The organism is Caballeronia insecticola (assembly GCF_000402035.1).
GTDB lineage: Bacteria > Pseudomonadota > Gammaproteobacteria > Burkholderiales > Burkholderiaceae > Caballeronia > Caballeronia insecticola.
This window is the reverse complement of sequence record NC_021289.1, coordinates 490,493-517,445: the sequence shown is the minus strand read 5'-3', so window position 1 is coordinate 517,445 and position 26,953 is coordinate 490,493. Positions and strand designations below refer to the sequence as shown.

Annotated in this window: 28 protein-coding genes; 16 read left to right on the top strand and 12 right to left on the bottom strand. The window is 60.4% G+C overall.

Annotated features, from left to right (window positions below):
• Positions 1-4: 4 nt before the first annotated feature.
• Positions 5-1,132, bottom strand: a complete 1,128-nt coding sequence (locus BRPE64_RS26965; protein WP_016348136.1) for an alpha/beta fold hydrolase — start codon at positions 1,130-1,132, stop codon at positions 5-7.
• Between the two features lie 97 nt (positions 1,133-1,229).
• Positions 1,230-2,111 (bottom strand): LysR family transcriptional regulator, encoded by an 882-nt coding sequence (locus BRPE64_RS26960; protein ID WP_016348135.1) that lies wholly within the window; start codon positions 2,109-2,111, stop codon positions 1,230-1,232.
• Between the two features lie 123 nt (positions 2,112-2,234).
• On the opposite strand from BRPE64_RS26960, the gene BRPE64_RS26955 reads away from it, so the two are divergent.
• The 3 genes from BRPE64_RS26955 (at position 2,235) to BRPE64_RS26945 (ending at position 5,413) form a co-directional block, all read left to right on the top strand.
• Positions 2,235-3,518, top strand: a complete 1,284-nt coding sequence (locus tag BRPE64_RS26955) for an MFS transporter (protein WP_016348134.1) — start codon at positions 2,235-2,237, stop codon at positions 3,516-3,518.
• Between the two features lie 7 nt (positions 3,519-3,525).
• Positions 3,526-4,422, top strand: a complete 897-nt coding sequence (locus BRPE64_RS26950; protein ID WP_016348133.1) for an amidohydrolase family protein — start codon at positions 3,526-3,528, stop codon at positions 4,420-4,422.
• A 109-nt stretch (positions 4,423-4,531) separates the two neighbouring features.
• Complete coding sequence (locus tag BRPE64_RS26945; protein ID WP_044043387.1) at positions 4,532-5,413, top strand: isocitrate lyase/PEP mutase family protein; 882 nt, start codon at positions 4,532-4,534, stop codon at positions 5,411-5,413.
• A gap of 36 nt (positions 5,414-5,449) precedes the next feature.
• Here BRPE64_RS26945 and BRPE64_RS26940 read toward each other — a convergent pair whose 3' ends face one another.
• Positions 5,450-5,728, bottom strand: a complete 279-nt coding sequence (locus BRPE64_RS26940) for a DUF4148 domain-containing protein (RefSeq protein WP_016348130.1) — start codon at positions 5,726-5,728, stop codon at positions 5,450-5,452.
• Positions 5,729-6,019: 291 nt separating this feature from the next.
• On the opposite strand from BRPE64_RS26940, the gene BRPE64_RS26935 reads away from it, so the two are divergent.
• Entirely contained in the window at positions 6,020-6,313 is a 294-nt protein-coding gene (locus BRPE64_RS26935) for a DUF1330 domain-containing protein (RefSeq protein WP_044043385.1), read from the top strand.
• 37 nt (positions 6,314-6,350) lie between these two features.
• On the opposite strand, the gene BRPE64_RS26930 is transcribed toward BRPE64_RS26935, so the two are convergent.
• The gene (locus BRPE64_RS26930; RefSeq protein WP_044043384.1) at positions 6,351-7,073 is read right to left on the bottom strand and encodes a haloacid dehalogenase type II; all 723 of its coding nucleotides are present in this window, start codon (positions 7,071-7,073) and stop codon (positions 6,351-6,353) included.
• Between the two features lie 208 nt (positions 7,074-7,281).
• Here BRPE64_RS26930 and BRPE64_RS26925 point away from each other — a divergent pair, with 208 nt between their 5' ends.
• The 4 genes from BRPE64_RS26925 to BRPE64_RS26910 all read left to right on the top strand — a co-directional run bounded on the left by BRPE64_RS26925 (position 7,282) and on the right by BRPE64_RS26910 (position 10,286).
• Complete coding sequence (locus BRPE64_RS26925; RefSeq protein ID WP_016348126.1) at positions 7,282-7,992, top strand: SDR family NAD(P)-dependent oxidoreductase; 711 nt, start codon at positions 7,282-7,284, stop codon at positions 7,990-7,992.
• Positions 7,993-8,040: 48 nt separating this feature from the next.
• The gene (locus BRPE64_RS26920; RefSeq protein WP_016348125.1) at positions 8,041-8,277 is read left to right on the top strand and encodes a tautomerase family protein; all 237 of its coding nucleotides are present in this window, start codon (positions 8,041-8,043) and stop codon (positions 8,275-8,277) included.
• 208 nt (positions 8,278-8,485) lie between these two features.
• Positions 8,486-9,757 carry a sulfite dehydrogenase gene (soxC, locus tag BRPE64_RS26915; RefSeq protein ID WP_044043382.1) on the top strand — a complete coding sequence of 424 codons (1,272 nt, stop codon included), beginning with the start codon at positions 8,486-8,488 and terminating at the stop codon, positions 9,755-9,757.
• A complete protein-coding gene (locus tag BRPE64_RS26910; RefSeq protein WP_016348123.1) occupies positions 9,750-10,286 on the top strand; it encodes a c-type cytochrome in 537 nt (178 codons plus the stop codon). The genes soxC and BRPE64_RS26910 overlap by 8 nt, the downstream gene beginning before the upstream one ends.
• 14 nt (positions 10,287-10,300) lie before the next feature.
• Here the strand turns inward: BRPE64_RS26910 and treA are convergent, their stop codons facing one another.
• Complete coding sequence (treA, locus tag BRPE64_RS26905) at positions 10,301-11,950, bottom strand: alpha,alpha-trehalase TreA (protein ID WP_016348122.1); 1,650 nt, start codon at positions 11,948-11,950, stop codon at positions 10,301-10,303.
• A 122-nt stretch (positions 11,951-12,072) separates the two neighbouring features.
• The gene (locus tag BRPE64_RS26900; RefSeq protein WP_044043380.1) at positions 12,073-12,966 is read right to left on the bottom strand and encodes a helix-turn-helix domain-containing protein; all 894 of its coding nucleotides are present in this window, start codon (positions 12,964-12,966) and stop codon (positions 12,073-12,075) included.
• A 135-nt stretch (positions 12,967-13,101) separates the two neighbouring features.
• Here BRPE64_RS26900 and BRPE64_RS26895 point away from each other — a divergent pair, with 135 nt between their 5' ends.
• From BRPE64_RS26895 to BRPE64_RS26875, 5 genes are all read left to right on the top strand, one after another.
• The gene (locus BRPE64_RS26895) at positions 13,102-13,941 is read left to right on the top strand and encodes an SDR family NAD(P)-dependent oxidoreductase (RefSeq protein WP_044043378.1); all 840 of its coding nucleotides are present in this window, start codon (positions 13,102-13,104) and stop codon (positions 13,939-13,941) included.
• Positions 13,942-13,995: 54 nt separating this feature from the next.
• Positions 13,996-15,741 (top strand): FAD-dependent oxidoreductase, encoded by a 1,746-nt coding sequence (locus BRPE64_RS26890; RefSeq protein WP_044043377.1) that lies wholly within the window; start codon positions 13,996-13,998, stop codon positions 15,739-15,741.
• Positions 15,738-16,076 (top strand): NIPSNAP family protein, encoded by a 339-nt coding sequence (locus tag BRPE64_RS26885; protein ID WP_016348118.1) that lies wholly within the window; start codon positions 15,738-15,740, stop codon positions 16,074-16,076. Before BRPE64_RS26890 ends, BRPE64_RS26885 begins: the two co-directional genes overlap by 4 nt.
• Positions 16,077-16,089: 13 nt before the next feature.
• Positions 16,090-16,860, top strand: a complete 771-nt coding sequence (locus BRPE64_RS26880; RefSeq protein ID WP_016348117.1) for an SDR family NAD(P)-dependent oxidoreductase — start codon at positions 16,090-16,092, stop codon at positions 16,858-16,860.
• A 63-nt stretch (positions 16,861-16,923) separates the two neighbouring features.
• On the top strand, positions 16,924-18,312 hold the full coding sequence (locus BRPE64_RS26875) for an MFS transporter (RefSeq protein ID WP_016348116.1): 1,389 nt from the start codon (positions 16,924-16,926) through the stop codon (positions 18,310-18,312).
• A gap of 12 nt (positions 18,313-18,324) precedes the next feature.
• Here the strand turns inward: BRPE64_RS26875 and BRPE64_RS26870 are convergent, their stop codons facing one another.
• The 5 genes from BRPE64_RS26870 to BRPE64_RS26850 form a co-directional block, all read right to left on the bottom strand.
• Positions 18,325-18,843 (bottom strand): Ohr family peroxiredoxin, encoded by a 519-nt coding sequence (locus BRPE64_RS26870; protein ID WP_016348115.1) that lies wholly within the window; start codon positions 18,841-18,843, stop codon positions 18,325-18,327.
• Positions 18,844-19,083: 240 nt separating this feature from the next.
• Entirely contained in the window at positions 19,084-20,097 is a 1,014-nt protein-coding gene (locus tag BRPE64_RS26865) for a LysR family transcriptional regulator (RefSeq protein WP_016348114.1), read from the bottom strand.
• A gap of 98 nt (positions 20,098-20,195) precedes the next feature.
• Positions 20,196-20,603 (bottom strand): cupin domain-containing protein, encoded by a 408-nt coding sequence (locus BRPE64_RS26860; RefSeq protein WP_016348113.1) that lies wholly within the window; start codon positions 20,601-20,603, stop codon positions 20,196-20,198.
• 38 nt (positions 20,604-20,641) lie between these two features.
• Entirely contained in the window at positions 20,642-21,121 is a 480-nt protein-coding gene (locus BRPE64_RS26855; protein WP_016348112.1) for a carboxymuconolactone decarboxylase family protein, read from the bottom strand.
• Between the two features lie 152 nt (positions 21,122-21,273).
• The gene (locus tag BRPE64_RS26850; protein WP_016348111.1) at positions 21,274-22,155 is read right to left on the bottom strand and encodes an RNA polymerase sigma-70 factor; all 882 of its coding nucleotides are present in this window, start codon (positions 22,153-22,155) and stop codon (positions 21,274-21,276) included.
• Between the two features lie 202 nt (positions 22,156-22,357).
• Here BRPE64_RS26850 and BRPE64_RS26845 point away from each other — a divergent pair, with 202 nt between their 5' ends.
• A complete protein-coding gene (locus tag BRPE64_RS26845) occupies positions 22,358-23,647 on the top strand; it encodes an MFS transporter (protein ID WP_044043375.1) in 1,290 nt (429 codons plus the stop codon).
• Here the strand turns inward: BRPE64_RS26845 and BRPE64_RS26840 are convergent.
• Positions 23,583-24,650: a helix-turn-helix transcriptional regulator gene (locus BRPE64_RS26840; protein ID WP_044043372.1), complete on the bottom strand. Its 1,068-nt coding sequence runs from the start codon at positions 24,648-24,650 to the stop codon at positions 23,583-23,585. The two genes, BRPE64_RS26845 and BRPE64_RS26840, sit on opposite strands and share 65 nt — an antisense overlap.
• Before the next feature lie 234 nt (positions 24,651-24,884).
• Between BRPE64_RS26840 and BRPE64_RS26835 the strand changes: the two genes are divergently transcribed.
• Positions 24,885-25,175 carry a hypothetical protein gene (locus BRPE64_RS26835; RefSeq protein ID WP_051180560.1) on the top strand — a complete coding sequence of 97 codons (291 nt, stop codon included), beginning with the start codon at positions 24,885-24,887 and terminating at the stop codon, positions 25,173-25,175.
• 320 nt (positions 25,176-25,495) lie between these two features.
• Positions 25,496-26,872 (top strand): GntT/GntP/DsdX family permease, encoded by a 1,377-nt coding sequence (locus tag BRPE64_RS26830; RefSeq protein WP_016348107.1) that lies wholly within the window; start codon positions 25,496-25,498, stop codon positions 26,870-26,872.
• Positions 26,873-26,953: the final 81 nt, after the last annotated feature.

Here is a 26,953-nt window from a genome sequence, read left to right as displayed (position 1 = left end):
CCCGCTAGAAAACGGGCGCGTCTTGCCTTAAGAAGCGCAAGATCCGGTTGGCCACCGTTCTAGGCTGTTCCTGCTGCACCCAATGCCCTGCCCCTTCGATCAGATGCGTAGCGCGGTAATTCGTGCAAGCGAGCATACGCATAGCGTCGAAATCTCCCGGACGCTGATACACCCCCCAATCGCTGGTCCCGGCGATAAAGCACGACGGGATATCGATCGTGCGTTCAGACCATAGTCTTAGCGCAGCGGTATAGCGGGCGTCCGTGCCGCAGCGATACCAGTTCAAGCCGCCTTGAAATCCCGTTCGCTCAAATTCGGTCGCATAGACATCCAGGTCCTGCTCAGTGAGCCATGCGCACGCCGCGATCTCTTTTGCAGAAGGCATGGATTCGGCGACGGTCTGCGGCATCGTCGCATCCGCATTCATGACGTAGTAAGCGGGCAGCAAAGCAAGCTGATCCGCCGAGACCGATGCAAGCGGATGCGGATGATTGCCGGTCCAGTCCGCACTCTTGACGTGGTAATACGCGCGCAGGAAAGCGCCGAGTCCTTGCGGTGCGTGGCGCATATCGTCGTTGGCGCTCGGTCCCGAGTAATACCATTGATAGTGCTTGCGAGGAGGATCGAGCGCGGCCAGCGCCGCCACGGCGTCGGAGAATATCGATGAAGTAATGTCGATGCGCGCAAGCGATGCATCATCGTGCGCCGTATTGAACGCCAATGCCGGCGGCCCGGCAAAGGGCGCGCTCATCATCACGACGGAAGCGAATACATCGGGACGGATCAACGCGCACCACGCGGCCACCGGCGAACCGAAATCATGTCCGATCACCGAAGCCACCCTGCGATATCCCAATGCCGACACCAGGCCGAGTACATCGCGTACGAGATTGGGAAACGTAAAGTCGTTTAGATCGGCATCGAATGCAGTGGCTGCTCCCGTGGTACGTCCATAACCACGCTGGTCCGGCGCGACGACGTGAAAGCCTGCCTCCGCAAGCGGCAACATGATCTTGCGCCAGCTATAAGCCAGCTCAGGAAAACCATGCAGCAACACGATGCAAGGCCGGTCCGGAATGTCGAAGCCGGCTTCGAGTATATGCATGGAAAGACCGTTGCCGTTGTCGATCATGCGCGACCGAATTCCCTCTGGCAAAGGAAGATCGTTTAGCGATTCATTCATGCTTGCCTTGCCTCCGAATTTGCCAAGACTTTAGCCTGTAATGCGCTCATGTCTCAAGCAATGCCGCAAAGCGATCCGCAAGCGTGGGACGCGAGCGCATCGGCCAGATCGCGCTGAGTTCGAAGGGCGGCAGGTTGTCGCCGTCGCGCACATCGCAGAAACGCACGCCCGCGAACTGCAACGCCGTCACCGATTGCGGCAGAAGCGACGCGCCGCATCCCGCCGCAACACACGCCAGAACGGTCAAGGAACGATTGGCGTTCTGCACGACATTCGCCTCGCAACCCGCCTTGCGAAATGCACTGAGAATGCCGGCGCGAACCACTGGCAGTTGATCGCCCGGAAACCACACGAGGCCCGCGTCCGACAGATCCTTCAATCCGACTCGACCGTCTGCGCCGATCTTGAATGAAACCGGCAGCACGGCAAGCAAACGTTCTCTGACAATCAGTCTCTCGCGCATGCGGCCGCCCACTGCAACGGGCGTATGCAACAAACCGATATCGATGGTGCCCTTCTCCAATGCGCTTGCCTGCTCCGCATTGCTCATTTCCTTAAGCACGAGTTCTACATTGGGTACTTCGGCACGAAGCGCGGCAATGGCCCTTGGCAAAAGACTGAATAGCGCCGCCGATGCAAAACCGATAGTCAGACGACCGCCGCGCTGCGCGCCGATTTCGCGTGCGCGATGCGATGCGGCATCGATGCGCGCGACGCTCAGACGCACATCTTCGACAATCGCCTCGCCCGCTGGCGTCAATTGCGCGCCGCGCCGCGTGCGTTCGAAAAGCTTGACGCCAAGATCGCGTTCCATGCGGGAAAGCGACTGGCTCAAAGCCGGCTGCGCGATGTCCAGCACCTCCGCGGCGCGCGTGACGCTGCCCGCATCGACCACAGCCAGAAAATATTTGAGGTTGCGCGTTTCCATGCGGCGAGGATATCAAAGTGATATGAAAAACGAACGTATCCATAGTATGCCAATCACGCTTTCGTTTCTAGAATGCAATCACGCATGAGACAAAGCGGGCGAAGGCCCTACAGGAGACACGAAATGGATTGGTACCGCGAGATTTCCAAGGCGGAAAAACGCACGCTATGGGGATGCTTTGCCGGTTGGGCGCTCGATGGCGTCGATACGCAAGTGTTTAGTCTGGTCATTCCCACGTTGATTGCAACGTGGGGCATTGGCAAAGGACAAGCCGGTCTCATCGGCGGCGCAACCCTTGTTGCGGGTGCGTTGGGCGGGCTCCTTGCGGGCGTGCTTTCCGACCGGATCGGCCGCGTCAAGGCCTTGCAAGTCACGGTCTTATGGTTTTCGCTCTTTACATTTCTTAGCGCCTTCGCGCAAAACTTCGAGCAATTGCTCGTGCTCAAGTCTTTGCAAGGACTCGGCTTTGGAGGCGAATGGACCGCTGGCGCAGTATTGCTTGGCGAGACGATTCGCGCCAAGCATCGCGGCAAGGCAATGGGCATCGTGCAAAGCGCCTGGGGCTTCGGCTGGGCAGGCGCCGTGCTGCTTTATATGATCGTGTTTTCCTGGGTTTCGCCCGAATGGGCGTGGCGCGTATTGTTCGCGGTCGGTCTGCTGCCTGCGTCGCTCGTCATCTATATGCGCCGCAATATTGAAGAGCCGCCGCGCGAAATAAAGCCGGCCGAACAAGGCGAAGCGCACCGCCCAAGCGCGCTTGCGATTCTTGCCGGCATTTTTCATCCTTCGGTGTTGCGCACGACCATCGTCGGCGCATTGATCGGGCTGGGCGCGCATGGCGGATATCACGCCATCACGACCTGGTTGCCCACTTATCTAAAAACGGAGCGGCATCTGTCCGTGCTCGGCACGGGCGGCTATCTGGCCGTGGTGATCTCCGCGTTCATCATCGGCTGTTTCGTCAGCGCGTGGTTGCAGGACAAGATCGGCCGGCGCAAGAACGTGATTCTCTTTGCGATCTGCTGTGCGGTCACGGTCAATGTCTATGTCTTCCTGCCCGTCGGCGATGTCGCCATGCTGTTGCTTAGCTTTCCGCTCGGCCTCTTTTCCGCCGGTATTCCCGCGACGCTCGGCGCGCTCTTTAACGAACTTTATCCGCAAGGCGTACGCGGTACCGGCGTGGGCTTCTGCTACAACTTCGGCCGCGTCGTATCGGCGGTGTTTCCCGTGCTCGTCGGACATATGGGCAACTCGATGCCGATCGGTCAGGCGCTCGGCATCGATGCCGGTATCGCTTACGGACTCGTCGTCGTGGCTGCGTTGCTGCTGCCCGAGACCAAGGGACGCCGCATCGCAACCGTGCCTGCGCAAGCCGCGTCGAATGAACATTCGCCCAAGCATGTCTGATACGCGCATGACGAACGCTCTTTACGCCACGCTCGCCGACGAAGCCGACACGCTCTCGCGCGCCAATGCGCACTGGCTCGAATCGACCGATACGGCGATCGACGCAATCGACAGCCATGCGCATGTTTTCGTGCGCGGCTTGCCGCTCGCGGCGCATCGCCGTCACGCCCCGGATTACGATGCAACGCTCGATGCCTATGCAGATCACCTGCGTGCGAATCGCATAAGCCATGCAGTGCTCGTGCAACCGAGCTTTCTCGGCACTGACAATTCCTTTTTCCTCGACGTGTTGCGACGCTATCCAAAGCGTTTTCGCGGCGTTGCGGTGATCGACCCATCGATCGATGAAGACGAGCTGCTAAAGCTTGCACGACATGGCGTTGTCGGCATGCGGCTGAATCTGATCGGCCTGGCCCTTCCCGATCTGCGCGAACCACAATGGCGTGATTTATTCCGGCGCGTCAACGGATTGGGCTGGCATGTCGAGATTCATCGCGATGCTGTCGATCTGCCGATGATCATTTCGCCACTGCTGGAGCAAGGCTGCACGGTCGTGATCGATCATTTTGGCCGGCCCGACCCCGCTTACGGCGCAAACGATCCGGGCTTTCGCTATCTGTTGACAACAGCTAAGAGCGGGCGCGTGTGGGTCAAGCTGTCCGCCGCCTATCGCAGCGTTCACGGCGAAAACGGTACGGCATTGGGGCACACACTCGCGGCCGCCCTGCTCGATTCGTTCGGCGCCGCGCGACTTGTATGGGGCAGCGACTGGCCGCATACGCAGCATCAAAGTCTGATCGACTATGATGACGCCCGCAATGCGCTCGACCGCTGGATTCCGGACGCGTCACTGCGTACCATCGTGTTGCGCGACTCGGCGCGCACGCTGTTTCACTTCACTTGATCGTCGCGATCGAGCGTCATGGAGCGAGCGCCGTTACGTCGCGCGCGTTAGCATTGCAAATGCTGGCGCACGCTTTGTCGCCCATTAAAAACTTCTCCGGAATCGAGCCATGACCACTCCCTCCTCCCGCCGCCGCGCCGCTTTTCGAGAGCTGGTGAATGCGCGGCGCGCCCTGCTTTTGCCCGGCGCCTTCAACGCGATGAGCGCACGCGTCGCCGCCGATCTGGGATTCGAAGCGATCTACATTACCGGCGCCGGCGTGACGAATATGTCGCTCGGCATGCCGGATCTCGGCTTCATCGGTCTTGCTGAAATTGCGGAGCATACGTCGCGCATACGCGATGCGGTGGACGTGCCGCTCATCGTCGATGCCGATACCGGCTTCGGCAACGCGCTCAATGTACGCCATGCCGTGCGCACGCTTGAACGCGCGGGCGCCGATGCGATTCAACTCGAAGATCAGGTGATGCCTAAGAAATGCGGCCACTTTGCGGGCAAGGCCGTGATCTCGACGAACGAGATGGTCGGCAAGATACATGCAGCGGTGGACGCGCGCGAAGACGCGAACTTTCAGATCATCGCGCGTACCGATGCATGTGCGATCGAAGGTTTCGATGCCGCAATCGAACGGGCGCGTGCTTTCGTCGAAGCAGGCGCTGACATTCTTTTTGTCGAAGCGATCGAAACGCCTGAGCAAATCGCCGCGCTGCCGAAGCTGCTCGACGCACCGCAACTCATTAACATCGTGATCGGCGGCAAGACCCCGGTCACGAGTCAGGAGGATCTGCAAGGCCTTGGCTTTAGCCTCGTTCTCTATGCGAATGCGGCATTGCAAAGCGCCGTGCGCGGCATGCAGACGGCGCTTGGCGCTTTGAAATCGCAAGGGCGGCTGGATGAAGATCCTGCTGTCGTCGCCCCGTTTGCCGAGCGTCAAAGGCTTGTAAACAAGCCCTTTTTCGATGAGCTAGACCGCAAATACGCTGCGGACTGAAATACGGCCAAAGACTTAGCGCATGTACATTGCGTTTCAGTCGGCTTGCGACACGCGACCGCCGCCCGCTTGCGTTGTGCCGCTCGCCGCGCCGCCATATGCCGTCTCGCCGTTACGGGCGGCGAGCTTGGCTTCGGCTGCCTGAATCGCTTGAGGATAATGCGCCTGATCGCCGTCGCCGACGTGGTAGCCGACGCTCTCAAGCTGAGCGAGTTCCGCGCGCACTTGAGCACGCGTGATCTGGCTTTGAGCAAACGAAGCGACAGGAACGACAAGAGCGGTTGCAACGAGCGCGGCGCGGATGATCGACTTCATAATGAAACTCCCGTGATATGAGGTGCCCGGCTTTCGAACGTACTGTTCGAAGCAGTGAAAGCAGTCTATGACGTCAGTCTTCTCGGGTTAACCCCTAACACAGGAAAGCACCTTTCACGGAAACGCGGAGAATCGTCAGACGCCGGGCCTGCTTAGTCACGCCTTAGATCGATCGCGATAATTTGCTATGCTGGCCGCCGAAACCGGACACGCGTGCGCGCTGCGCACTCCCGCGTTCGCCCTGATGGCGCAAGCATGGCGCAAGGCGCCCGTTCAAAACTGGAGATACAGATGGCAAAAGGATATTGGGTCAGCGTGTACAAACAGATCATGAAGCCGGATCAGGCCGCGGAATACGCCAAGATCGCGACGCAAGCCATCAAGGAAGGCGGTGGCCGGCCGCTCGTTCGCGGCGTCGCTTCGGTGGTGCAAGGTGAAGGCGCCATCGAGCGCACGGTCGTGGTCGAATTCGATTCGCTCGATGCTGCTGTCGCCGCGTACAACAGCGCGACCTATCAGGAAGCGCTAAAAGTGCTGGGCGATTCCGTAGTGCGCGATTTCCGAGTCGTGGAAGGCGTCGCCTGAGTCTCTAAGCTTTCATCAAGGCCGATGCCTTTAGCACTCAGGCGCCTACGGCGTCGGCCAGTTCATTCATGTCGTTCACAACGACATCCCAATCGCTTTCGGCCTTTAAATCGACTGTCTGATTGGGACCGCGCTCATAAGGACGCGCGATGAACGCCGTCTTCAAACCGCACTTTCTGGCCGCGGCAAGATCATCGTTATGTGCGGCGACGAGACACACTTCTCCGGGTTCGACCATCAACACTTCGGCAGTGCGCAGATAGGCTTGCGGCGCGGGCTTATAGATTTGCGCAACCTCCGCGCCGAGGATTGCATCCCAAGGCAAGCCAGCGCGCTTCGCCATATCGACCATCAGCCTGATATTTCCGTTTGAAAGCGGCGCGATGATATGGCGCGCTTTGAGTCTTTGCAGGCCTGAAATCGAATCCGGCCACGGATCGAGCCTATGCCAGGCGAGATTCAGTTCATCCAGCGCTTCTGGCGCGACAGCGTTGGGATCGATACCGAATTCCGGCAACACGTCGACGAGATTCTCGCGATGCAGCACGTCGAGCCGCACAAATGGCCGCTCGCCGCTAATCACCTTGCGCATCGCGGGAACGTAGCGGCTGCGCCACGCGTCCGCGAAAGCCTCCGGCTGCACGCCGGAGGCGCCGTGAGTTTGCAGAAACGTGGCCGCCTCACGCGCGACGCCGCCTCGCCAGTCCACCACCGTGCCGAATACGTCGAACACGAATACCTTCATACAAGACAAGCTCATGCAGTGTCTCCCATAGTGATGAACGGGCCCCGCTCCCGATCGCGTCGTCGAATTCGTCCGATCATTGAGCCGGCGTATTTGTTCCTGGCACGCAAGACTGATAGTCCACCGCGTGTGTGGGCAACGAATCTCTTAAGGCCTAGATTACGACCCATCGGAGCCGTAGGCCGATTCGCAACAGGCCCCTAACTATTCATCGAGGTTCATCATGAGCAACGCACAAAAGGTCGCTATCGTCACAGGTGCTTCGCAAGGCATCGGCGCGGAAATTGTCAACGCATTCCGCGCGCAAGGGTATGCGGTCGTCGCCACCGCGCGTTCGATCAAGCAGTCGGACGACGAGAACGTCGTCGCCATTGCAGGCGATATCGGCGAACGCGCTACCGCGCAACGCGTCGTGGAAGCGGCTATCGCGCGCTTTGGCCGCATCGATACGCTCGTCAACAACGCCGGCATCTTCATCGCCAAACCGTTCACACAATACACGCAAGAAGACTATGACGCGGTCTTGAAGGTGAACCTGAACGGCTTCTTCTACATCACGCAACTCGCTATCGAGCAGATGGAAAAGAACCGTAGCGGGCATATCGTCAACATCACGACCAGTCTCGTCGACCATGCGATCAGCGGCGTGCCGTCGGTGCTCGCATCGCTGACGAAGGGCGGATTGAATGGAGCCACCAAGTCGCTTGCTATCGAATATGCAAAGTCCGGCATTCGCGCGAACGCCGTATCGCCTGGCGTCATCAAGTCGCCTATGCACGCGCCTGAAACACACGATGCGCTTGGCGCACTGCATCCGATGGGACACATGGGAGAAATGAGCGACATCGCCAACGCCGTGCTGTATCTCGACAATGCACCCTTCGTGACGGGCGAAATCCTGCACGTCGATGGCGGTCAAAGCGCCGGACATTGATAGCGTTCGCGCCCCTTGCGGGCGCTTTCTTACTTGAGGGAGACCGTCATGCCGATCGTAACGATTCAGGTGACGCGCGAAGGCAACACGCCCGGCACGAATGCCGTCACCGCCGATGAAAAGGCGCAACTCATCAAAGGCGTAAGCGAACTGTTACGCGACGTGTTGAACAAGCCCATGGAATCTACTTTTGTCGTCATTCAGGAAGTGGAACTCGAGAACTGGGGCTGGGGCGGCCTGCCGGTGCCGGAATATCGGCGGCAAAAGCAAGCTAAAGAAAGCTAAAGAAAGCTGACCATTCACAATGCAGAATGCGCGCGAACCCGTGATAACGATATGAAAGTCCATTGGTTCGCGTGAGCGCATTGCTTCATTAGAATCGTTCGTTCTCAAGGGCGATGTCTCGGGTTGTCAGCAAAACGGACGGTTTTATCTTCGCGGCACGGCCATTGCGCGGGACTCGGTCTCACTCGCCCATCCACGAAGATCAGCGATGAAAAGAAACGCCAAGCTTGCGCAATCTCCTCTCTTCTCCGACAGCCGCCGGGACACGATGCGCAAGCTCTCGGCCGGCGCGCTTGCTTCAGGTCTGGGCTTTCGCGCTCAGGCGCAAGAGGCTGCATCGGAACCGCTTACTGTCGAGCCCTGGACACTCACGCCGGGCGCGCCATTGCTTTCGCCGCCTTACGGCATGCCTTCGTCGTTCGAAAGCAACGTGATACGCCGCAGCGCACGCGCTGCCGCAATGCCCGGCTCAGGATCATCGATGACACCGCTCGCCGATCTCTTCGGCAGCATCACGCCCAACGGCCTGGTGTATGAGCGTCATCATGCGGGCGTGCCCAAGATCGATCCAGCGCAGCATCGCCTTGTGATACATGGCCTTGTTCGTCAGCCGCGCCTCTTCACTATCGATGACCTGTTGCGCTTTCCATCCGAATCGCGTGTGTATTTTCTCGAATGCTCGGGCAATACCGGGAGCGAATGGAACGGGCCTAGCGGACTTCCGGTGCAGCTCACGCATGGTTTGCTGTCATGTTGCGAATGGACCGGCGTGCGTCTTTCGACCTTGCTCGACGAAGTCGGCGTCGATACATCCGCGCAATGGATTCTTGCCGAAGGCGCGGACGGCGCGGCCATGACACGAAGCCTTCCGCTTGCGCGCATTCTCGACCGCGCGCTCGTCGTCTATGCGCAAAACGGCGAGCGGCTGCGTCCTGAGAATGGTTATCCGATTCGACTGATCGTGCCGGGTTTCGAAGGCAATACGAACATCAAATGGCTAAGACGCATCAAGCTCGTGCAGGCGCCCGAGATGACGCGCGAGGAAACGTCGAAGTACACGAATCTCCTGCGCGATGGGAAGGCGCGTCAATTCGTGTTCGAGATGGATGCGAAATCGGTCATAACGCGTCCCTCCGCGGGACATCGGCTGACGACGCACGGCTACTATGCGATAAGCGGCTACGCCTGGTCGGGACGTGGGCGCATCCGGCGCGTAGACGTGTCCACTGATGGTGGCACGACATGGCATCCTGCGCGTCTCAACGGCGCCGCTCAGGATCGTGCGTTGACGCGCTTCGAGGCCGACTGGCACTGGAACGGCAGCGTGGCAAATCTGCAAAGCCGCGCTGTCGACGAAACGGGCTATATTCAGCCGACGCGTGCGGCGCTTGTCGCGGCGCGTGGCGTCAATTCGCAATACCACTACAACGGCATTCAAAACTGGCGCGTCGAAGCAACCGGCGAGGTGCGCAATGCTTAAGGCTCATGTCGCGGTTCTTAGCGCACTTCTAGGCGTTGCGTCCATACCGGGCCATGCGGCAGGCGGCGCATATGGCATCGGCACGCCGATCGATCCAAAAGCCATCTCGGCGTGGAATATCGATATCGATTCGAGCGGACACGGCCTGCCCGAAGGATCCGGCGATGTTGCACACGGCAAGCAGATTTTCGGCGCGAAATGCGCGTCCTGTCATGGCGCAAACGGCGAAGGCGGTATCGGCGATGCGCTCGTGGGCGGCACGGGCACGCTCGCGGATGCAAAGCCTAAGAAGACCATCGGCGGTTATTGGCCGTATTCCACGACGCTCTTCGATTACATTCGACGCGCCATGCCTTATAACGCGCCGCAATCGCTTAAGCCCGATGAGGTCTATGCCCTTAGCGCGTATTTGCTCTATTTGAATCACATCGTGCCCGAGGACACGCGGCTCGATGCGCAGTCCTTGCCGAAGGTAAAGATGCCGAACCGCGAGGGTTTTGTTTCCGATCCGCGGCCCGGCAAGCTCTGACATTGTGACTTCGGTTATTGCCCCGGGGCGTAAAGATCGAGCAGCTTGAGCGTAACGCCGTTCGTCCAGCCGAAGCCATCCTGCAAAGGATATTCGCCGCCACCGCCGCCACCCGTTCCCTCACCTTCCACGACATACTTCTCCACCAGCTTCTGCTGCGTGGCGTAGACGTTATTCACGTCAGCGAGAAAGCGCGTGCCGATCTGCCGAGAAAGATCACCACGCCCGTAACGCTTGAGCCCTTGCACGGCAATCCAGTGTAAGGGCGCCCAGCCGTTTGGCGCATCCCATTGCTGTGTCGTTTTGAAGGTCGTCGTGACGAGGCCACCGGGCTTAAGCAAAATGGCTTCGACGGAATTCGCGGTCGTATGGGCGCGATCCGGCCACGCCGCGCCCGCGAAAAGCGGATAAAGCATCGCCGCCGACGGATTGTTGCGCGGCTGGCCGAGCTTCCAGTCGTAATCGCCGTAATAGCCGTTCTTGTTCCAGAGATACTTGTTGATGGCGATAGCGCGCTTAGCCGCCCGCCCGACGAACTCGCCTACGCAAGCAAAATCCCGCGCTTCACCGCAGCCTATCGCGATCGTCGTTTCCAGATGAAACATGAGGCTGTTGAGATCGACCGGAATGATCGATGTCGTGCGTATCGTTGCGAGCGTTTGATTGTCGCCGAACCATCGCGAGCTGAAATCCCAGCCGCTTTCGGCAGCCGCACGCAGATCGCGATAAACCTCATTGGCCGGACGACCTGTGACCTGCTTCGCGGTGTTCACGTCCTCGGTATAAGACTCGTCGCGCGGCGTATCACGTTCATCCCAATAGCGATTCAGCACGGTCTTGTCAGGCAGCATCACGACATTGCGCACCGCACCGCCCGGCTGCAGCGTATTCGCGCCCGTCATCCAGTAACTGTGTTCGCGGCGAAGTTGCGGCAAGTACTTCTGATACACGCGCCCGCCCTCCTTTTGCGCGGCAAGTTCCACCATGTACGAGAAAAATGGCGGCTGCGAGCGGCTTACGTAGTATGTGCGGTTACCGTTGGGAATATGGCCGATCGTGTCGATGAGATAGGCGAAGTTATCCAGCATGTCGTCGACGAGATCTTCGCGGCCCGCTTCCTGAAGACCCAGCATCGTGAAATAGGTATCCCAGTAGTAGCCTTCACGGAAACGTCCGCCGGGCACGACGTACTGCTTGGGCATTGGGATCAGCGAACTATAGGGCGGCACGTTTGCCGTGGTCGTCAGGCGCGTGAGTTCAGGCCAGAGCCAGTCGATATGTTCACGCAGCGACTGATTCGGCGGCGGCGTGATGCTCTGATCCGTCGGCGGCGTAAAGTACTGCGCGACGAATGCGGTCAGCGAGAACCCGGGCGTCGCCATTTGCTGATGATAAGCCTGCACGATCTGCGCCGGATCCATCTTGGGCGTTGCATCGACGAAGGTCTTTTGATCCGGATAAATGCCTTGCGTCTGCACGGCGACGAAGAGATCGCCATAAAGCTCGCTCGGCGGAGGTGGCAGCGTATAGCCGCCTGACGCATCCGCGTAAGCGAGACTGGCAGCCGTGCTCAGAATAAGCCAAGCGCCTAACGTTCGTTTTGTCTTTAGCGAAGAATGCCGCGACGCATCATGGCCCGCGCGATGCAATGACAGTGCGATCATGCTCCCTCCTTGGAAGGAAAATTAACCGGACTGGTCTCGCTCGGGCCGTATTTTTTTCTTTTATCGTTTCGACAGCACGGCGAAGCATAGAACGCTTGCAGCGTCGTGGCAACCCTGCATGTTTATTGAATGGCGAGAGCCTTGAGCGCTTCGGCTTGAAACTGCGTCGGCGTGACACCGGTCTGCTTGCGAAAATAGCGGCTGAAATACGCGATATCGGCAAAACCCAGGCCGTGCGCAATCTGCTTGACCGACATATGCGAATAGACAAGATCACGCTGTGCTTCGCGCACGAGATGCTCGTTCAACACCGCAAGCGGTGAGCTCGATATTTCCTCACGGCAAATCCGTCCCAGTTGCGTCACGGTCATTCCGAGTTTCTGAGCATAGAACTCGACCGGGCGATGCTCGCGAAAGTGCGCCGCCACCAGCTCCCTGAAACGCTTGATCTGCTGCGCGCGTCTGTCCGTTGGCGCGACGCTTGGCGTCGATGCGTGCTCGCAAAGACGCGCCACATGCACGAAAAGTGCAATCAAGAGCGACATGCCCGCCGCCATGTGCGCGCGATCCGTCGCGCGGAATTCCTTCTCCAGCAATTCGACGATCGGCATCAGCGAACTATCCTTTGCCGCTTGAGCGTTCACGCGAATGACGCCGGCGCGCTGCAGCACGGGCACGAGTCCCGGCGCCGTGATCGACGCAATCGCTTCGATCGAGCGCTGTGCGACCGTGATGACGAGACCGTCGACATGCGGCGCGAAATTGAAGCCGTGCACCGTTTGCGCGGGCAACACGATGACGCAAGGCGGCACGATCTCGATCTTGCGGTTCTCGATCAGCACCTCTCCGCCGCCGCCGCGTATGTACAGAAACTGCAGAAGCGCATCGTGACGATGCGCATCGATATGCCAGTCGTTCGGAGCACTCCGCTCGACGATCCATTCGAAGTTGAACGCGTCGTACCACGGCGGACGCGCCGACTCTCCGTACAGGCTGTAGTTAGGGATTCTCCTCATACGCAGCGTCTCCTGATGCACAAATTGTCCTGTCGTCTGCCGGCTTTGTCCAATTTTTTATGCAAGGTCGTGAATATACTTTTTCTCAACGGAAGGCATATCCGCGTTGGCATTGAACAGGATCAGGAGACAAGCATGACTAACCAGGTTGTACGAGATAGTGCCGCGCCGCATTGGCTCGGACTCGAATCGCGAGTGTGCGTGGTGACCGGCGCCGCGGGCGGAATCGGCCGTGCGATTGCAACTGTATTCGCCGATGCAGGCGCGCGTCTTGCACTGCTCGATCGCGATGAAGCCGCTTGCCATGAGGCCGCGGAGGCGCTGCGCGCAAGCGGCGCGGAAGCCATCGCTATCGCTTGCGATATCAGTGATGCAGCGAGCGTGAACCGCGCGTGCGAACAAACACAACGCAAATTCGGCCATGCCGATGTGCTGGTCAATAACGCGGGCCTGCTGCGGTCAGGCGGCATAGAAGACATCGGCCTCGATGCCTGGAACGCGATGCTCGCCGTCAATCTGACGGGCTACATGCTATGCGCGCAGGCATTCGGACGCGGCATGCTTGCGCGCGGCGCGGGAAGTATCGTGCATATCGCATCGGTGGCGGCGCATCATCCGCAAACATGGAGCGGTGCGTATAGCCCGAGCAAGGCGGGCATCTCGATGCTCTCGCGTCAGATCGCCGCCGAATGGGGCGCACGCGGCGTGCGAAGCAACACCATCTGTCCGGGCATGATCCGCACGCCGCTTTCCCAAGCGTTCTATGAACGGGGCGATGTCGAAGCACGCCGTAGTGCCATGACGGCGAGCCGCCGCATTGGCGAGCCGCGCGATATCGCCGAAGTGGCTGCGTTTCTCGCAAGCCGTCGCGCGGCTTATGTGAACGGAGCGGAGCTCGCCGTCGATGGGGGCTTCGAATGCATGCTGATGGATCTCGTTCCGCGTCCCGGCTTCGAAGCGCCGCGCGCCGCTTAAGCACTGCATCGTTCGGGCGCGCAATGCGTCCGACGCTTATCAAAGGACATTCTCATGACTACCGTAACGCGGTCGTCCGATCTCGCTTGCGACGTGCTCGTGATCGGCTCGGGTGCTGGTGGCCTTTCCACGGCCATTACAGCAAAGAAACAAGGACTCGATGTCATCGTCGTCGAGAAAGAAGCATTCTTTGGCGGTACCACGGCATTTTCAGGCGGCGTCTTGTGGATACCCGGCAATCGCCATGCAAAAGACGCGGGTATTCGCGATACGCGCGAAGCCGCTATCGAATATCTGCGAGGCGAGACGGGTGCAATGTATGACGAGGCCGCTGTCGAGACTTTTCTCGATGCAGGCCCGCGCATGCTCGACTTCTTCGAACGCGAGACCGCCGTCAAGTTCTTGCCGACGCTCTATCCCGACTATCACCCCGATGCGCCGGGCGGCGTCGATGTCGGACGCTCTGTCGTCGCCATGCCGTTCGATGCACGGGAACTCGGCGAGGATATCGCGCGCTTGCGCCCGCCGCTTAAAACGATCACGTTCATCGGCATGATGTTCAATTCGTCCAGCGCGGATCTCAAGCATTTCTTTAACGCGACGAAATCGCTTGGGTCTGCGTGGTATGTCGCCAGGCGGCTAGCGAGTCATCTTAAGGAAGTCGTGCTTTATAAGCGCGGCGTGCAGATCACGAGCGGCAATGCGCTTGCCGCTCGTCTCGCCAAGTCCGCGTTCGATCTCGGCATTCCGATTCACACCCAAACGGGCGCTAAGGAACTCGTCATGACCAAGGGTCGAGTGAGCGGCGCAATCGTATTGGCGAACGGCTTGGAAAAGCGCATTACTGCGCGGCGCGGCGTCGTGCTTGCATGCGGCGGCTTCTCTCACGATATCGCGCGCATCGCGAAAGCCTATCCACATGTGCGCCGTGGCGGCGAACACGTGTCGCCCGTGCCAGCAGGCAATACCGGCGACGGCGCACGCATGGCCGAGCGCGTCGGCGGCCGCGTCGATATTCGATATCCGCAGCCTGCCGCGTGGATGCCCGTCTCGCGCGTGCCGTTAGGAGACGGGCAATACGGCGTCTTTCCACATCTACTCGATCGCTATAAGCCCGGCATCATCGGCGTGACGCGCGACGGCGTGCGCTTTACTAACGAATCGAACTCATATCACGATGTCGGCGCCGCCATGATCGACGCATGTCGCGAGCAAAAAGAGACGGCAATGTGGCTCATCTGCGATCACGTCACGGTCCGCAAATACGGCCTCGGCTTTGCCAAGCCCGCGCCATTGCCGCTCGGTGCGCATCTCAAGAGCGGCTATCTGATTCGTGGCCGCACGCTTGACGATCTTGCGCACCGCACCGGTATCGATGCCGCTGCGCTTGAAGAGACCGTGCGCGAATACAACCGCGACGCGTCGCAAGGCAAGGACCGGGCATTCGGTCGCGGCACGACTTCCTTTAACCGTTATCTCGGCGATACCGCACACAAGCCCAATCCGTGCGTTGCGCCCATCGGCGAAGGACCATATTACGCACTCAAGCTCGTGATGGGCGACCTCGGCACATTCGACGGCATCGCTACGAACGAATACGGGCAAGTGCTCAAGGACGACGAACCCATCTCCGGCCTTTACGCCGTAGGCAACGACCGCGCAAGCGTGATGGGCGGCAATTATCCCGGCGCGGGCATCACGCTCGGTCCCATCATGACCTTCGGCTATCTGAGCGGATTACATCTCGCGGGACGCATCGACACGCACGCGAAGACCGACAAACTGAGGAGCGTGGCATGAGCATCAAGCCCTTCGTCGATCACCGCATCTACACGATCAAGCCACGCGGCATGGCCGAATTTATCGAAGTATTCGATCGCCTGGCGATGCCGATTCAACTCAAGTATTTAGGCGCACCGGTCGGCTTCTATATGAGCGATATCGGCGCGCTAAATCAAGTGGTGCATCTATGGGGCTACGAGAGCATCGCCGATTACGACCAGAGGCGCACCGCGCGCGACAACGATCCGGAATGGCCCGCTTATTTGAAGGCATCGGCGCATCTGATCGTCGCGCAGGAGAGCCGCATTATCCGGCGCGTCGAGTTCAGGAGTCTGTCTCCCGCTGTCCGCTGAATCGGAGTCGAACATGGAAGAGATAAAAGCGCCTAAGAAACGCGTAGCGGTCGTCACCGGCGGCGCGAGCGGTATCGGCTGGGCGGCCGTGCAGCGATTTGCAAAGCAAGGCTATTGCGTGGCGATTGCCGATCTGCATTGCGATGCGGCGCGGCATCAAGTCGAAGAACTCGGTGCAGGCGATCATCTCGCGATCGGCGCGGACGTGTCATCAGAAGCCGATGTCATCGCGATGATGCGTAACGTTGCCGACACCTACGGCCGCATCGACGTTCTGGTGAACAACGCGGGCATCGGCGAGCAGGCAAAGCCCACGATCGAACAAAGCGTCGATGCGTTCGACCGCCTGCTCAACATACATCTGCGCGGCGCCTTTCTCGCCTGCAGGGAAGCCGCAAAGCACATGCTCGCGCAACGTGCGGGCGCAATCATCAACCTCTGCTCCATCGCGGGACTCACAGGAATTCCAACGCGCAATGCATATGGTGCGGCTAAAGCAGGCATCGCGTCGATGACACGTTCGATGGCATGCGAATGGGCTCGCGACGGCATACGCGTGAATGCGGTTGCACCGGGCTATGTCGCAACGGAACTCGTCGATACGCTCATCAGCCAAGGCCAGATCGACGTCGCAGCCATTGAACGGCGCACGCCGATGGGACGCCTCGCGCGCCCCGCAGAAGTCGCCGAGGCAATTCTCTTTCTCGCATCCGATGCAGCGAGCTACGTCACCGGCGCGGTACTCAGCGTCGATGGCGGCTGGCATGCATCAGGCGCAGCATAGCGGCACACACGAAGGCCGCATTCTTTCGATAGCTCATACATAGATGAACGGAGACGAACCGGCATGGAAAACCAGCGCATACCAGGGACCATCGAGGTCCAAAGCTTTATCGATGGCGAACGCTTTTCGCCTTATCAGTGGATCATCCTGATCCTATGCTTTCTCGTCGTAGCGGCCGATGGTTTCGACACGGCCGCGATAGGCTTCATCGCACCGTCTCTCATCGGCGACTGGGGTATCACGCGCGCAGCGCTCGGTCCGGTGATGAGCGCAGCGCTCGTGGGCCTCGGCATCGGCGCGCTGGTTGCCGGGCCCGCTGCGGACCGGATCGGGCGCAAGGCGGTGCTCGCGCTCTCGGTGTTTTTCTTCGGCGTATGGAGCCTTGCTTCAGCGCAAGCGAGTTCGATAGAGACGCTGACCGCGTGGCGCTTTCTGACCGGTCTGGGTCTTGGCGCCGCGATGCCCAACGCAGTGACGCTCATGTCCGAATATGCGCCTGCACGCATTCGCGCGATCGCGGTCAATGCCATGTTCTGCGGCTTCTCGGTCGGCTTGTCGATAGGCGGTTTGTGCGCCGCCTGGCTTATTCCGCATTTCGGCTGGCAGAGCGTGCTCATCGCGGGCGGCGTCGGCCCGATCGTGCTCACGGTCATGCTGCTGGTGTTGTTGCCCGAGTCGGCGCAGTTCATGGTCGCACGCAAGCGTCCGGTGGAAAAGATCACGCGTGTGTTGCGGCGCATCTCCGACGATCCGCGTCTTGCAGCAGGTTCATCCATCCGCTTCACGGCCGCCGACACCCACGCGAGTGGTGCGCATAAGTCTTCGCTTGGACTGATCGTGTCGCGACCTTATCGCTTCGGCACGTCGATGTTGTGGCTAGCCTACTTCATGGGCCTGATGATCTTCTATCTCCTCACGAACTGGCTGCCGACGCTCTTTAAAGATGCGGGGTTTTCCGCCGAACGCGCCGCGCTCACGACTTCGCTGTTTCCGCTTGGCGGCATTCTCGGCAATCTTTGCCTTGGCTGGATCATGGACCGTGCTAATCCGCGGCGCGTCAATGCGTGCGCATACGTGCTCGCGGCGGCGCTCGTGCTGACCATTGGACGCGGCGGACTGAATCAGTTCTGGCTCGCGGTGCTCATCTTCCTCACGGGCACGGCGGTAACGAGCGCGGTCACGTCGATGTCGGCGCTCGCTGCATCCTTCTATCCGACGACGAGCCGCGCGACAGGCGTTGCATGGATGCTTGGCATCGGCCGCATTGGCGCAGTTGCGGGCGCGATGACCGGCGGCCTCATGATGAGCATGGGCCTGCAATTCGGCGCCGTGTTCACGATGCTTGCGGCGCCCGCGTTCGTCGCTGCATTCGCATTGGTTGCGCTTAGCAAGCGCGATGCATCGCCGGGATCGGCCGCGTCCGGCCAGATTGCGAGCGTGCCGCTCGACTAATGCCTCCTCGAATCAGCGCGTATCCGGAACATCGTGATTGGTTGCAAGCGCAACTATATTGACGATGCCCTTGCGCGCCATCTTCGTATAAGGGCAATAGCGTTCGGTGTTGCGCACGAGTTCCTCGGCCACCGTGCGTTCGACGCCGGGCATCTGAACGCGCGTGTGCGCGGTCAGCACGAAGAGGCCGTCCATCGGATCGCGGCCGAACTCCACGGTAACGGCCACGCTTGCGTCAGGCGTTTCGATGCCCGCGCGCGCCGCAAGCAAACTCAATGCACCATGAAAGCACGCAGCATAGCCTGCGGCGAATAATTGCTCCGGATTCGTGCCGCCGCCGGGACCGCCGAGTGCTTCGGGCATGCGCAGATTCAGATCGAGATTGCCGTCGTCGGAGCGGGCTACGCCGGACGCGCGGCCGTGTCCGGCATAGCCGCCCGTGACGGTGACTGTCGTCGAATAGAGTGGCTGCATGTCGTGCCCCTGATACTTGTCGAGCAATGTGAGGGGCGGCGGAATGAGTGGCTCCATGGCGGCCTCTTATGCGAGCGGTACCTTCAATGAACGCTTAAAGTGCCGCTTGAGTCTGACCCGTCATGACTTTACTGCAGATGATTACGATCTTCATGTGACGCTCCCTTTAGATCACGCGCGAATGAAGCCGCGCCTATGTTCGATTAAGCATCCTAGCCTTGCATGCGCGCCTCCGGTAGGCTCGCCAGCGTATGCGCGGTGTTGCCTAAAACGCATCAATCGGCAATCAATCAGCGATCAATCGGCGCTGACGAGCGGCGCGATGCTTGCGCCCGCATTCGTGATGGTGTTCGTCAGACAATGCAGATCGAGCGCGCGCGTATGCTCCGTCATGTAATCGACGAATACACGCACACGCGCAGGCAAATGCTTGCGGCTGAGATAGCAGAGATAGTGGCCGCCGTCGTCAGGCGCGTGTTGCGCGAGACACATGAGAAGACGTCCGCTCTTAAGCGAATCGCAGGCCATATAGGCGGGAAGCTGCGCCACGCCTTGTCCGTCGAGTACGGCTTGCAGCATCAGGTCGAGGTCGTTGAAGATTTGCCGCGCGGCCGGCGAACGCTTCTGAGGAAGGCCATCCACTTTGAATTCCCACTCGGCGATACGTCCCGCACATGTGCGAAAGCTGATGCAGCGATGGCGGTCGAGATCGTCGACATGCCGCGGCAGGCCATGTTCACATGCGTACTTCGGCGACGCGCAAACGATCATCTGCATCGGTATCAGTTGTTTCGCGACGACTTCGCTGTCCTCCATGCGCCCGTCGCGGAACGCGACGTCGACGCGCTCCGCGGTGAAATCGCACGGCCGGTCGTTCAGCATCAATTCGAGCGCGACGTCAGGGTAGCGCGCATTGAAGCCAGATAGCAACGGCGCGACGACCTTGCGTCCGAATCCCGGCGTGGACGCAATACGCAAGTGCCCGCGCGGCGGCCCGTTGCGCAATTCGCGCATGTCTTCGAGCGCCTGCACGATGCGCTCCACGCCCGGCTGGCAGTTCTTGTAAAAGAGTTCGCCCTCGCGGGTGAGCGACGTGCTGCGCGTCGTGCGCAGAAAGAGCCGCGCATCGAGCTGTGCTTCGAGCTTCTGCACGTTGCGGCTAACGGCTGAGCGGCCAATCCCTAAGCGATCGCTCGCTTTAGCAAAGCTGCCTTCATTGGCTACGGCCAGAAAAGATACGACGCCCGCATAGCTGGTGGCAAAACTATATGCGAGCGAATCGTCGGAATGTGATACGAGATCGAGTGGCATGGCGGCGCTAAACGGAGTGGCTCTATCCCACAAGACGTTTGCGCCGCACCTCTTGTGACACGCGTTGCAGAAATTTTTTCGCGCGCCACGCTTTTCGCTTACTGCACGGGCGTCAGGACCGGCTTGTCCTTATCCTTTAACAGCAGCACGATAAACTTTGCGCGCTTTGTATTGCTTGCATTGCGGCCAACCGTGTGAATGTCGTCAGGACCTTCATAAAAGGTATCGCCCGGCTTGAGCGTCACTTGCTTGCCGCCTTTAACCTGCATGACGATGGTGCCCTCGAGCACGTAGAGGTAAGCGTGCGCATCGTGGCGATGCACGGGATCCACCGCGCCCGGCGGATATTCCACGCTGATCATCAAGGCTTCCTTACCCGGATATTCGGGAAGCGGCTTCGTCATCAGTTCCTTGACGATGGCATCCGGGGCCGCCTGCGCGACACTCGCAACGAGCGCCGCGCATCCTACGGCGAGCGCCAGCCCTGCCCTCCTTATCTTATGCATGATTCATCCTCCGTGGGTCGAATGACAGCGCCCGTGCATTACGACAGGTTGGCCTTGTCGAGGCCGAACACCTTGTCGGACGAGCCCGGCACCGTCTGAAACGCGACGTTCGCGCGGTTCCAGCCATTGATCGCCATGATGGCGTAGGTCAGATCGGACAGTTCCTTTTCGAGGAATTGCTCGCGAACCCGCTGATAGATTTCATCGGACACGCCGTGCTCGGGAAGGTGCGTCAGCACTTCGGTCCATGCAAGCGCGGCGCGTTCACGCGGTGAGAACAGTGTCGACTCGCGCCAGATCGACACATGATGCACCCGCAATTCGCGCTCGCCATGCAGTTTCGCTTCCTTGACGTGCATATCCAGACAAAACGCGCAGCCATTCATCTGCGAAGCGCGGATCGACACGAGATCTTGAATCGATCGCTCGATCGAGCTTTCCTTGACCATCCCGCTGAACTCATAAAACTTCTTGAACAGTTCGGGCGATTGTTGAACGTAATTGATTCGTTGGGTCATGATGGCTCCATGCGTGGTCTGAAAAATCCGGCAGACGGTTCGTGTCCGGCATGGATGCCATCGTATGTTTGCGCGCGCCGCGCCGGTAGACGCGCGAACGTGCGCACGCTGTTGCCTTGCACGCATCAATGACCTTGGCAATACGCTGCGAATCACGCGCCGCCGTGACGCGTGGCTATACGCTCCAGCTTCTCCGGATTGCGCTGCACCTGAATGCGCACGATGCGATCGTCCTCGATTTCGTACGATTGTGCGGATTCGAGCTTGCCCTCGATGAAGCGCAACAGCGCCCATTGTTCGTTAAGCATGACGAGTTCGACACGCACGTCTTTTCCATAACGCAGGAAGGCCGCATAGAAAAGCTGCGCGATGCGCTTTCCGCCGCACAATGGCTCCGGAAAACTCTGCACGTGGCCGCCGCCATCGCCGACGAGCATGGCGTCGTCGGCGAGCATGGCGTGTATCGTCGCGAAATCGCCGTGTTCGAGTGCAAGCGCGAACGCATGCAACAAGCGACGATGAATCTCGCGCGACACCGAACGACGCGGACGCGCCTCGCGCAATTGCGTCTTGGCGCGGCTGACGAGCTGGCGGCACGCAGCCTCCGTCTTGCCGATGATGTTCGCGATCTCCGGATAATCGGCATCGAAGACTTCACGCAGGAGAAACGCCGCGCGCGCTTCGGGTGTCAGGCGTTCCAGCAGAATGAGGAAGGCAACGGACACATCGTCCGCACGCTCCGTGACTTCTTCGGGTGTAGCGGGCGGCTCGGAAATTTGTGGCTCGGGCAACCAGATACCGGTGTAGTGCTCACGCTGGATTTTCGCGGCACGCAAGCGATCGATCGAATGACGGGTCGTCACCGCGACAAGCCACGCTTCCGCATTCTCGATAACCTCACGCGCGGCCGCGTGCCAGCGCAACCACACGTCCTGCACGATATCTTCCGCCTCGGCCACCGAGCCGAGCATCCGATACGCGATGGCTTGCAACCGAGGGCGCAAGCGGTCGAATTCGCGCGTGGCGTCATCCATCAAAGCGGCTCCTCGTTCGAGAACGACATGGCGGTTTGAAAGCTGCATAGAAGGTGATGGTTATCTTACGCGCGCGCATGCTTACATGTTTAAGCCGTGATCGCGATAGATTTCTCAAAGATCCGACCATTGCTGCCGTTAACGAACGCTAACCACCTTTAACGTGTACGTTGGCCACGAATGCATCAATCTCCTCCCATTCATGACTCACACCGACATCCAAAAAGAAACGCCGAGGCTTAGCCGTGTCATCGTGGCGACGGTCATCGGCAATGGCTTCGTCGCCTACGACTTCACCGTGTACGGCTTCTCGGCCGCAATCATCGGACGGTTGTTCTTTCCTGCGCACGACGCTACCGCGTCGCTGCTTTTATCGCTCGCCACGTTCGGCGCAGGCTTTGTGATGCGTCCACTCGGCGCGGTGCTGATCGGCCGCTATGCTGACCGGCGCGGACGCGAAGCCGGTATGCGACTTTCGATCGCGCTGATGGCGGCAGGCACATGGTTGATCGCGTGCCTGCCAACGCATGCGGCCATCGGTGCAAGCGCCACGGTGCTCATCGTATTCGCACGCTTGCTGCAAGGTCTCGCGGCGGGCGGCGAGATCGGTCCGGCGTCGGCGCTGTTGATGGAATCCGTGCGCTACGAGCGGCGTTGCTTCATCGTGAGCTGGCGCGGCGCGAGTCAGGGCGCAGCCGCGTGCGTGGCCGCGCTCGTCGGCGCATGCACGTCGGCGCTGCTCACGCCCGATCAGCTCATGCAATGGGGATGGCGCGTGCCTTTTGTCATCGGCGGAATGATCGCACCGCTCGGCTGGTTTCTGCGTCGTATGCCTGGCGAGATTGCGACGCTTAAAGCACGGCCGGCCCGCACGCCGCTTTCGATCGTGCTGCGCGAACACGCACGCCCGCTCGCATGCGGCATCCTGATGATGGCCGCGCCCTCGTCGAGCATCTACATCGCCGTGCTGTACATGCCGAGCTATCTCACGCACACGCTGCACCGCCCCGCGACGATCAGCTTTCTGATCGCGTCGCTGTCCGGCTTCGTGATTCTCGTCGTTACGCCGGTCGTCGCGCTAGCCGCCGATCGTTTGATGAGCCGCAAGACGCTGCAATATGCATCGCTCATGGCCGCGCTCGCGACCGCTTATCCGGCATTTCGCGCGCTCACGCAAGGCGCGCCGGATGCGCTCGCGCTCGTGCTGATCCTGCTCTATGTGGCGATCTCGCTGAACAATGCGGGCGCGGGTTCCGTGCTCATGCTCGAAGCGTTTCCGAAGCATCGGCGCGCAGCAAGTCTCTCGGTGATCTACACGTTCGGCGTCGTGATCTTCGGCGGATTTTCTCCGCTTGCTGTTGCATGGCTGATCGGCGCGACCGGCAATCCGATGACGCCCGCATGGTATCTGCTGGCCGCGAACTGCGTCACGCTCGTCGCGCTGAGCCACTTTCCCGAACGGTCTCCGAACTTGCGACGCGCATGCGCGTGATGTCATTGCCGTGCGTTGCACGCAGCAAGTCGAGTGCACGCAGACGCATTTCCTGCGGGCTTGCATCGAATGCGCGGCGAAACGCGCGCGTGAAATCCGATGCGCTTTTAAAGCCGAGACCGAACGCGATATCCGCGATCTGCAAATTCGGAAAGCGCGCGAGTTCGTCGGCCGCTTCGCGCAAGCGTCGATGACGTATATATGCGCCAAGTCCGCCTTCCTGCTCGAACCATCGGTAGATCGTCGCGCGCTTGAGGCCGAGCGCTTCGACCACTTTCGTCGGCGTGAGATCGCCTTCGTGCAGATTCGTTTCGACGTAGCGCTTCACTTGGGCCTTCACGGCGTTCTGTAACGCGACGCGCGCAACGGGCAACGCATGCGGCCTCGCGGCGAACGAGGCGATGAGAAGGTGCGCGGCGGTATCGAGCATATCGATTGCATCGGGCCGTTCGAGCGAAGGAAGCTCGCGCGCAATGGCATCGAAATGATCGAACACGATGCGCGCAAGCGGTGCTTCGTGCGCTACCACGCGCCCGTGCAGCCAGTCGCAATCGTCGATATGCGCAGCGAGCATCGCGCGCGGCACGAACATCGTCAGCACGCGGCAGCGAGGACGCTCGATGCGAAAGCGCTGGTTCAGATCGAGCGCCACGATGCCGCGCACCGAACCCGGATCGCTGCGTTTAGCGCCTACGCCGCTCATGTTGCCGGTCTCGCCTTCCAGATAGACATGGAACGCGAAATCGCGACGCGTGTCCGTGGAAACGCGCGCGATGGATCGTTCGAGGGTCAGCGCGTCGGTGTGCGCTTCCGTGAACACCAGCCCGCCCGCCGCATGCAGATCGATGCTGCCGGCAAAGCCTCGAGCAATGCGATCCTTGTCCGGAATGACATCGACGACATGTCCGACGCGGTCGCGCCACGCGAGCAGTTGCCGCTCCTTTGGGAGCGCCTGCGTCGAGAAGCGGCTGAACAGCGCGGATGTGTCGTGCGTTTCGGACATGAAGATCGAGAGTTGAGCAGCCCGGAAATGAGACGCATGGTAAAGCGAAAATCGAACGCGCGTATATCGTGTGGGTCGAGGAGCGGCGTGTGCGGCGTCCCGGATGGTTCAGGTCGGCGATTCCTGCCGTCATGCCGTCGTCACATTGCCGTCTCCTTGCCTCACCAAGGTTTACGGCCAGCCACTACCAAAAGAACAGCCAGAGGCACGAATAAGGCGTATCGGGGCGTCAACATGCGAAAGTCCAAACCCTTGCAATGCACGACCGCGGCGCGCGCGGCGCTCAAACCGGCGCGCGTCGCCGATGCACAGCTCGATCATCTCGAACACATGATCCGCTCGCTCTCTTTGTCGGGCAAAGCGAGCGCGTTCGTCGGTCTCGACCGCGCCTACTGGAAGCGGCGCCTCGCCGCGCTCGGCGACGAAAGCGACCTCGTCACGACGCAGCGCGCGCGCGTGCTGCGCCTGTTCGATCTCCTGGACCGGCATCACGGCGACGACGCGCCGAACAAGGCCGCCGCCTGAGCGGAATGCCTGACCGCAGGCAGGAAATCACGCCTTGCCCGGTCGATATGCATTCGTAATGCAAAGTACAAAACGCAAAACGGCATTTCGCATTCAAAACACAAAGTTCGAAATGACGTCAGAAGCAAGGCCAGCCTGAGAGAGCGCGATTCGCGCGCGGTGCGTTTTTGACCGTCGCGTCGAAAAATGCTATTACGACGGGTCTTCGCGTCCCGCGCTTGTCGCGTGTGGACACGGGCGGGATGCGAAGACACCGCACTGCGAAAGCAAAACGTAATAGCGCCGGCATGCCTGCCGGTTCGCGTCAGCCCAAGGTCACCGTGAATCCAACAACCACTCTCGCTCCCTGGTCCACCCACGACACTCAACTTCTGATCGCGTGCGCGCTCGGTCTCGCGATCATCATCATTGCCATCAGCGTGCTGAAACTCGCGCCGTTCCTGTCCATTCTGGTGGGCACGTTCGCGGCGGGCTTCACCGCGCATCAGCCGCTCGAAGCGATCGCGCAGGCCTTCAGCAAGGGCGCGGGGGCGCTGCTCGGCGATGTAGGCATCATCATCGCGCTGGGTGCCATGCTCGGCGCGCTGATGGCCGAATCCGGCGCGGCCGACCGGCTCGTCACGACGCTCCTCGATCATTCGACGCCGCGCCGCCTGCCGTGGATGATGGCCTTCGTCGCGATCATCGTCGGCTTGCCGCTGTTCTTCGAAGTCGGACTCGTGATGATGGTGCCGATCATCTTCGTGATGGCGCGCCGCTCGAAGCAACCGATCCTGCGCATTGCGATTCCGGCGCTCGCCGGCATGACCACGCTGCATGCGCTGCTGCCGCCGCATCCCGGTCCGCTGATCGCGGTGAGCGCGTTGCACGCGGATCTCGGCCTCACGCTCGGTCTCGGTCTCATCGTTGCGTTGCCCGCGGTCATTCTTGCGGGGCCGCTGTATGGCATCTGGCTGTCGAAGCGGCTGCATATCGAAGAGCCCGAGGAGATGGGCAAGCTTTTCACCGCGCATGAGAATGGTGCATCGACGCCGGGCTTTGCGATCTCGCTTATCACGATCTTGCTTCCCGTCGTGATGATGCTCGGCCGCACGGTCGCCAAGCTCGCGCTCGCGAAAGATACGCTGCTGTACGACACACTCGATTTCGTCGGCGAGCCGCTCGTCGCGCTGGCGTTGACCGTGTTGTTCGCCATCGTGATGCTCGGATGGTCGCGTGGCATGGCGCGTGATCGTGTGGGCGGCATCCTGCGCAAGAGTCTGCCGCCGATCGCGGCGCTTCTGCTCACCATCGGTGCGGGCGGCGGGCTGAAGCAGATGCTCGTCAACGCGGGTATCAGCGTGACCATCGGCAAGATCGCGGTCGGCACGCATCTGCCGCTGATCCTGCTCGCGTGGCTCATCGCGGTTGCGCTGCGTCAGGCGACCGGCTCGGCGACTGTCGCCACGACCACGACAGCGGGCATCGTCGCGCCCGTCGTGGGCGGCCTCACGGCGACGCACAATTCGCTGATGGCGCTCGCCATCGGCGCGGGCTCGGTGTTCTTCTGCCACGTCAACGACGCGGGCTTCTGGATGGTGCGCGAGTACTTCGGCCTCAAGCTCAAGCAGACCGTTGCGGTGTGGTCCGTGTTGCAGACGATCGTCTCCGTGGTCGGTCTCGTGTTGACACTCGTGTTGTGGAACCTGCTGACCTGAGTTTAGGCGCGCGGTGTCGACGCCGTGTCGACGCGGTGTCGGTTGATCAGGCACGCCTCATGCAACGCGCATGTCACTTCA

What these genes read in the sequence shown, in the direction of transcription:
- BRPE64_RS26945 (WP_044043387.1), top strand. Translation starts at nt 4,532, where the DNA reads ATGACCACTCCCTCCTCCCGCCGCCGCGCCGCTTTTCGAGAGCTGGTG.
- BRPE64_RS26925 (WP_016348126.1), top strand. Translation starts at nt 7,282, where the DNA reads ATGAGCAACGCACAAAAGGTCGCTATCGTCACAGGTGCTTCGCAAGGC.
- BRPE64_RS26860 (WP_016348113.1), bottom strand. Translation starts at nt 20,603, where the DNA reads ATGCATAAGATAAGGAGGGCAGGGCTGGCGCTCGCCGTAGGATGCGCG.
- BRPE64_RS26950 (WP_016348133.1), top strand. Translation starts at nt 3,526, where the DNA reads ATGACGAACGCTCTTTACGCCACGCTCGCCGACGAAGCCGACACGCTC.
- BRPE64_RS26930 (WP_044043384.1), bottom strand. Translation starts at nt 7,073, where the DNA reads ATGAGCTTGTCTTGTATGAAGGTATTCGTGTTCGACGTATTCGGCACG.
- treA (WP_016348122.1), bottom strand. Translation starts at nt 11,950, where the DNA reads ATGATCGCACTGTCATTGCATCGCGCGGGCCATGATGCGTCGCGGCAT.
- BRPE64_RS26835 (WP_051180560.1), top strand. Translation starts at nt 24,885, where the DNA reads ATGCGAAAGTCCAAACCCTTGCAATGCACGACCGCGGCGCGCGCGGCG.
- BRPE64_RS26965 (WP_016348136.1), bottom strand. Translation starts at nt 1,132, where the DNA reads ATGATCGACAACGGCAACGGTCTTTCCATGCATATACTCGAAGCCGGC.
- BRPE64_RS26880 (WP_016348117.1), top strand. Translation starts at nt 16,090, where the DNA reads ATGGAAGAGATAAAAGCGCCTAAGAAACGCGTAGCGGTCGTCACCGGC.
- BRPE64_RS26855 (WP_016348112.1), bottom strand. Translation starts at nt 21,121, where the DNA reads ATGACCCAACGAATCAATTACGTTCAACAATCGCCCGAACTGTTCAAG.
- BRPE64_RS26845 (WP_044043375.1), top strand. Translation starts at nt 22,358, where the DNA reads ATGACTCACACCGACATCCAAAAAGAAACGCCGAGGCTTAGCCGTGTC.
- BRPE64_RS26940 (WP_016348130.1), bottom strand. Translation starts at nt 5,728, where the DNA reads ATGAAGTCGATCATCCGCGCCGCGCTCGTTGCAACCGCTCTTGTCGTT.
- BRPE64_RS26910 (WP_016348123.1), top strand. Translation starts at nt 9,750, where the DNA reads ATGCTTAAGGCTCATGTCGCGGTTCTTAGCGCACTTCTAGGCGTTGCG.
- BRPE64_RS26895 (WP_044043378.1), top strand. Translation starts at nt 13,102, where the DNA reads ATGACTAACCAGGTTGTACGAGATAGTGCCGCGCCGCATTGGCTCGGA.
- BRPE64_RS26960 (WP_016348135.1), bottom strand. Translation starts at nt 2,111, where the DNA reads ATGGAAACGCGCAACCTCAAATATTTTCTGGCTGTGGTCGATGCGGGC.
- BRPE64_RS26840 (WP_044043372.1), bottom strand. Translation starts at nt 24,650, where the DNA reads ATGTCCGAAACGCACGACACATCCGCGCTGTTCAGCCGCTTCTCGACG.
- BRPE64_RS26890 (WP_044043377.1), top strand. Translation starts at nt 13,996, where the DNA reads ATGACTACCGTAACGCGGTCGTCCGATCTCGCTTGCGACGTGCTCGTG.
- BRPE64_RS26920 (WP_016348125.1), top strand. Translation starts at nt 8,041, where the DNA reads ATGCCGATCGTAACGATTCAGGTGACGCGCGAAGGCAACACGCCCGGC.
- BRPE64_RS26935 (WP_044043385.1), top strand. Translation starts at nt 6,020, where the DNA reads ATGGCAAAAGGATATTGGGTCAGCGTGTACAAACAGATCATGAAGCCG.
- BRPE64_RS26955 (WP_016348134.1), top strand. Translation starts at nt 2,235, where the DNA reads ATGGATTGGTACCGCGAGATTTCCAAGGCGGAAAAACGCACGCTATGG.
- BRPE64_RS26900 (WP_044043380.1), bottom strand. Translation starts at nt 12,966, where the DNA reads ATGAGGAGAATCCCTAACTACAGCCTGTACGGAGAGTCGGCGCGTCCG.
- BRPE64_RS26865 (WP_016348114.1), bottom strand. Translation starts at nt 20,097, where the DNA reads ATGCCACTCGATCTCGTATCACATTCCGACGATTCGCTCGCATATAGT.
- BRPE64_RS26870 (WP_016348115.1), bottom strand. Translation starts at nt 18,843, where the DNA reads ATGGAGCCACTCATTCCGCCGCCCCTCACATTGCTCGACAAGTATCAG.
- soxC (WP_044043382.1), top strand. Translation starts at nt 8,486, where the DNA reads ATGAAAAGAAACGCCAAGCTTGCGCAATCTCCTCTCTTCTCCGACAGC.
- BRPE64_RS26885 (WP_016348118.1), top strand. Translation starts at nt 15,738, where the DNA reads ATGAGCATCAAGCCCTTCGTCGATCACCGCATCTACACGATCAAGCCA.
- BRPE64_RS26850 (WP_016348111.1), bottom strand. Translation starts at nt 22,155, where the DNA reads ATGGATGACGCCACGCGCGAATTCGACCGCTTGCGCCCTCGGTTGCAA.
- BRPE64_RS26875 (WP_016348116.1), top strand. Translation starts at nt 16,924, where the DNA reads ATGGAAAACCAGCGCATACCAGGGACCATCGAGGTCCAAAGCTTTATC.